Consider the following 5,723-nt stretch of genomic DNA (forward strand, 5'->3'; position numbering starts at 1 on the left):
GTCTTCGGTCGGATAGTTCGGGATCGATGCGGCGTCGAAGGCGTGGGTGATGGCCTCCTCGGCGCCGACCCAGACGGCGAAGACCGGCTTGGCCTGCGCGCGTCGCGTCCGCTCCTCGCCAACCAGCCGGATCACCGTCTTGGCGATATCGCCGGGAGCCGCCACAGCGGTCTGCACGTTCATCACCAGGATAGCATCGTTGTCCGGATCCTGCAGCAGCGCCTCGAGCACGACGCCGTAGCGCTCGGTGTCGGCGTCGCCCTCGATATCGATCGGATTGGAGCCTGACCACGTCGGCGGCAACACCGCATCGAGCTTGTCACTCAGCTCGTCCGACAGCGCCGCCGGCTCGCCGCCGAGTTCGACCAGGCGGTCGACCGCCAGCACGCCGATGCCGCCGCCATTGGTTAGGATCGCGACGCGCTTGCCGCGCGGCACGCTGACGCGGCCGAGTGTCTCGGCCGAATCGAACAGCTCGCGCAGATCGTAGACGCGCAGCATGCCGGCGCGGCGAAACGCCGCTTCATACACGCCGTCGGCGCCGGCGAGCGCACCGGTGTGCGTCGCCACGGCGCGGGCACCATGCGCCATGCGGCCGGACTTCACCACCACCACCGGCTTGACCCGCGCGGCGGCGCGGGCCGCGCTCATGAACTTGCGGGCATCGGTGATGGCCTCGATGTACAAAAGGATGGCCCGGGTCTCGATATCGGTGGCGTAGAAGTCGAGCATGTCGGCGATGTCGATATCGACCTGATCGCCGATCGAGACGATGCCCGAAAACCCGATGTCCTTGACGGCCGCCCAATCCACCATGCCGGCCGCGATGGCGCCCGACTGCGAGATCAGCGCCAGATTGCCCTTGCGCGGCATGCGGGCCGCGAAGCTGGCGTTGAGACTGGCGCCCGGCACCATGATGCCGAGGCAGTTCGGGCCGAGCAGCCTGATGCCGGATTTCCGCGCGGCAACGTTGGCGGCTTCGGCGTAGCTCCCTTTGCCGCGGCCCATGCCCGTCGAAATGATGATGGCGCCGGCGACGCCGAGTTCGCCGGCCTCGGCAACGATCTTGGCGACGGTGCGGGACGGCGCAGTGATGACGATGAGGTCGGGCACGAAGCCGAGTTCCGGCAGCGTCCCGACCGTCTTCTGGCCGGCGATCTCCGGATAGCGCGGATTGACCACGCCGATTTTGCCCTTGAACCCGGCGTCGCGCAGATTGGTCAGGATGATGCGTCCGAGCGAGGCCGGGCGCGGGCTGGCACCAACGACAGCCACTCCCTGCGGCGCCAGCACCTTGTCCAATCGATAGGTCGACATCTGACCGGCCACCGAACTGTGCGCCGCCCGACCGAGCGCGGACGGCGCGCGACATTGCCCGCAGCCTGTGTATTACAGGTGACGCGCCGATTCCATCACCTGCCGCTGCGACACGTCGCGGACGGTCACGGAGCCGGTGGACAGCTACGGCTTGGCCTTGGTGAAGCTCGCCACCGCTTTGATGACGTCTTCGCGGGAGATGATGCCGGCGAGCTTGCGAGCGCCGTCGAGCACCGGAATACTGCGGGTCTGATGTTCCACCATCAGCTGCAGCACCCGCGTCAGCTTGGTGTCGGCGTGCACATAGATGAAGTCCGGCGTCATGATGTCGCCGATGGTGCGATTCATCAGGTCGTCGTAGTGTGGCAGCATCTGTGTCGGATGGAACGCGAAGCAGTTCAGAAAGTCGTACTTCGTTACCAGTCCGATCGCCCGTCCGTCTTCCACCACCGGATAGGCGTTGAAGTCGTCGCGCTCGAACAGATCCTCGAGCTCGCGCATCGTCATCTCGCGCGAGACGGATCTGACGGAGCGCGTCATATGGTCGGCAACGGTGGCCTCGAGAAACTTGTACACGACGATATCCAATCGATCGGAGTCCAGTCAGCGATCATGCGCAGGCGCGTCGCTCGCCCTGCTAATCGCAGCGTCCGGCAAATTGGCCGCTGAACCCTCGAAGCGAATTGATCAGGGTCAAACAGAGCCCGCTTCATAGGGCCGTGAGATAACCTAGGGACATATCCGAGGCGACGATGAGGCTGTTGTGCTGCACGGCGTTCACATAAGTTAATCATGTTCTCTCGGCCGACCTAATGGCGCAACAAACAACCTCGAGTGATGCAGCACGGCAACAGGATGTCTTTGCATTCCTGGCCGACCCGGCAACGCATGCGGGCGCCAGTGTCGCGCGAATCGACACGCATGGCGCTGCAGTGTTCCTCACCAAGGACCGCGTGCTGAAGATCAAGCGGGCGGTGCGGTTTCCGTTTCTGGATTATTCGACACTGGCGCGGCGCAGAACTGCTTGCGAGCAGGAGCTGGAGGTCAACCGCCGCTTCGCGCCGCAGATCTATCGCCGCGTGGTGCCGATCACTCGCTCGGCGGGCGGCATACTCGAGATTGGCGGCGACGGCGAGCCGATCGAATGGGCGGTCGAGATGGCGCGGTTCGATGAACGGCTGACGCTGGACCATCTGGCACGACAAGGCCCGTTGACACCCGGCCTCGTCGCCGCGCTGGCCGAGGTGATCGCGCAGTCGCACCGCGTTGCACCATCCGCGGCGACGGAGCCGTGGCTCGATTCGATCGAGCCGATCATCGCCGACAACACCGCCGCTTTCACGGCTGGCGAATTTGCCGACGACGAAGTTGCGACGCTCGATCGCACCAGCCGTGAGGCTCTGTCGCGCCACCGCCGGCTGCTTGGCGATCGGGGCGCGCGTGGCTTTGTGCGCTGGTGTCACGGCGATCTGCATCTGGCCAACATCGTGCTGATCGACGGCAAGCCGGTGCTGTTCGACGCGATCGAGTTCGATCCAGTGTTTGCTTCGGTCGATGTCGCGTACGATCTGGCCTTCCCGCTGATGGATTTGCTGCGCTACGGCCGCGGCGAGGCCGCCGCTGGACTGTTGAGCAGCTATCTGGCTGCGACCGGCGACGATTCCATTGATGCACTCGCCGCCTTGCCGCTGCTGCAATCGATCCGCGCTGCGATCCGCGCCAAAGTCTTGCTGATGCGCCCGGCCAAGGATGAGACGGAGAGGCAAGACAATCGACACACCGCTGAAAGCTATTTTGCCCTGGCGCTTCGGTTGATCACACCACCGCAGCCGCGGCTGATCGCCGTCGGCGGCCTCTCGGGCACCGGCAAATCCGTGCTGGCCCGGTCGCTGGCGGCAGCCGTGCTGCCGCTGCCGGGCGCCGTGGTGCTGCGCTCCGATGTAGTTCGCAAGCAGACGTTCGGGGTCGCCGAGACGGCGCGGCTCGGCGCCGACGCTTACACGCCCGAAGTCACCGCGAAGGTCTACGGCAGCCTTGCAGCCCGAGCGGCCAGCATTTTGGGGCAGGGTCACTCGGTGATCGTCGACGCCGTGTTTGCCAGAGGCGATGAGCGCCGCGCCATCGAGGCGATCGCGGCAAAAGCGAAGGTGCCGTTCGAGGGCGTGTACCTCACCGCCGATCTGGCCATCCGCATCGCGCGGGTCGAAGGCCGCCTGGCCGATGCCTCGGACGCGACTGCCGACATCGTGCGGCAACAGCAGGCCTATCAGCTAGACAGCATCGACTGGCACAAGGTCGACGCCTCGGGCACGCCGCAGCAGACGCTGGAACGCGCCCTTGCGGCGACGAAGATCAGTGATCAGACCTGCAGCACGTAGCTGCCCGGCGCATCCGGCAGCGGCGCAGCCGGTTCGCCGGCTAGGCCAATCGGCGGCGGCGCGACTTTCTCGCCCGAGCGTGCATCGAGCCAGCCGACCCATTCGGTCCACCACGAGCCGTCGGCATGCGGCGCCTGAGCCTGCCACTCGTCGGGCCCGACATAAGAACCGTCGGCTTCCTTCTTCATCACCTGGTAACCATGCGCCTTGGGACCCGGCGGCGACACGATGCCGGCATTGTGGCCGCCGCCGGTGAGGCAGAAGGTCACTTCGGCATCCGCCAGCAGATGGATCTTGAAGGCCGAGCGCCACGGCGCGACGTGATCGCGCGTGGTGCCGACCACGAACATCGGCGTGTGGATGTCGGACAGTGCGATCGCGCGGCCGTCGACCATGTAGCGGCCCTCGGCGAGGTCGTTGTCCAGGAACAGCTTGCGTAAGTACTCCGAATGCATCCGATACGGCATCCGGGTCGCGTCGGCATTCCAGGACATCAGGTCGCTGGCCTCGGAGCGTTCGCCCATCAGATATTCGCGCACCATCTTGGACCAGATCAGGTCGTTGGAGCGCAGCATCTGGAACGCGCCGGACATCTGCGTTGTGTCGAGCACGCCGCGCTTCCACATCATGTCTTCCAGGAAGGCGACCTGGCTCTCGTTGATGAACAGCGTCAGCTCGCCGGCCTCGGTGAAATCGGTCTGCGCGGCGAACAGCGTCACGCTCTTGAGGCGATCGTCGCCGTCGCGGCCCATCGCAGCAGCGGCGATCGACAGCAGCGTGCCGCCGAGGCAATAGCCGGCGGCATGGACCTTCTGGTCCGGCACGATGCGGCCGACGACGTCGAGCGCCGCCATCACGCCGAGCCGGCAATAGTCTTCCAGCGAGACGTCGCGATCGGCGGCGGTGGGATTGCGCCACGAGATCATGAACACGGTGAAGCCGTGCTCCGTGAGATACTTCACCAGTGAATTCTGCGGCGACAGATCGAGGATGTAGTACTTCATGATCCAGGCCGGCACGATCAGCACCGGCTCGGGATGCACCTGTTCGCTCGCCGGCGCATATTGGATCAACTCGATCAGCTCGTTGCGATACACCACCTTGCCGGGCGTCACCGCGACGTCCTTGCCGACCTTGAACTCGTGCGCGGTCCCGTCCTGATGCGGCGTCAACCGCAGCACGTCTTCGGACCAGTTCTGCAGTCCCGCGGCGAAGTTTTCACCGCGACTCTCGAACGTACGGCGAATCACCTCCGGATTGGTCGCCGCGTAGTTCGACGGCGCGAACACGTCGAGCAATTGCCTGACCGAGAATTCCACGATCTTCTCGTTCTGCCGCGACACGCCGCGAATCCCGGTCGTAGCGTCGTGCCACCATTCTTCTGCGAGCAGGAAGGCCTGCGCCATCAGGTTGAACGGCGGCTGCCGCCAGTCCGGCGCGGCGAAGCGGCGATCCTGCGGCTGCGGCGCGATCAGCGACCACGGCGGCGCCGGCCTGACCGTCGCTTCGGCCAGTTGGGAGGCACGGCGCAGCGCGTCGCTGGCGAGATCGAGACGGCGCGATGGCGACCAAGCCAGATGCGACAGCCAGTCCGCATAGGCCATGCCGAGTGCCGACGGTGACAAGCCGCCGGTGAGCGGCGCCAGCGCGGCATGCAGCGCGCGGTCGCTGTCGCTCGGGCCGGCGTGTTTGGCGGATTCCTGCAGGGCGGGCTGGCCGCCGGAAGCGACTGTGGCGAGGTCTGTCTGCGGCATGATCACCTGCAAGCTCTACGGATCGAACAGGTCGGTTGCGATGGATGATCCATTGTGGCCCGGCTGCAATCGCGATGGCAGCCGCGGTTTCTACACATAATGGACGACGTCTGTGACTTCCCTCTGTCACATCCAGGTCAAGAGAATGTAGCGTGCAGAGTGGTTAAACCTGCGTAGCACCATTGCGGAAGATCGCCACGATCTGCCGTCGAACCTTGACGCGGATCAAGATCTTCGCGATGCGCGATCACCTCGCCAGCAGGGCGCAGCGCTC

The 5,723-nt window shown here is 65.3% G+C and carries 4 protein-coding genes; 1 reads left to right on the forward strand and 3 read right to left on the reverse strand.

Annotated features, from left to right (window positions below; translation table 11 throughout):
- Both I5M_RS10280 and I5M_RS10285 read right to left on the reverse strand, forming a co-directional pair.
- The coding region (locus tag I5M_RS10280; RefSeq protein WP_022721328.1) for an acetate--CoA ligase family protein at nucleotides 1-1,317 on the reverse strand (1,317 nt) is incomplete at its 3' end.
- Nucleotides 1,318-1,461: 144 nt separating this feature from the next.
- Nucleotides 1,462-1,893, reverse strand: coding sequence for an HPP family protein (locus I5M_RS10285; RefSeq protein WP_031336011.1), 432 nt, complete (start codon nucleotides 1,891-1,893; stop codon nucleotides 1,462-1,464).
- 356 nt (nucleotides 1,894-2,249) lie between these two features.
- Here I5M_RS10285 and I5M_RS10290 point away from each other — a divergent pair, with 356 nt between their 5' ends.
- The gene (locus I5M_RS10290; protein ID WP_307705471.1) at nucleotides 2,250-3,695 is read left to right on the forward strand and encodes a bifunctional aminoglycoside phosphotransferase/ATP-binding protein; all 1,446 of its coding nucleotides are present in this window, start codon (nucleotides 2,250-2,252) and stop codon (nucleotides 3,693-3,695) included.
- On the opposite strand, the gene I5M_RS10295 is transcribed toward I5M_RS10290, so the two are convergent.
- Nucleotides 3,677-5,449: an alpha/beta hydrolase gene (locus I5M_RS10295; protein ID WP_031336012.1), complete on the reverse strand. Its 1,773-nt coding sequence runs from the start codon at nucleotides 5,447-5,449 to the stop codon at nucleotides 3,677-3,679. The two genes, I5M_RS10290 and I5M_RS10295, sit on opposite strands and share 19 nt — an antisense overlap.
- Between the last annotated feature and the right edge of the window lie 274 nt (nucleotides 5,450-5,723).

Origin of the sequence: Rhodopseudomonas sp. B29, from assembly GCF_000333455.1 — a bacterium.
Lineage (GTDB): Bacteria > Pseudomonadota > Alphaproteobacteria > Rhizobiales > Xanthobacteraceae > Rhodopseudomonas.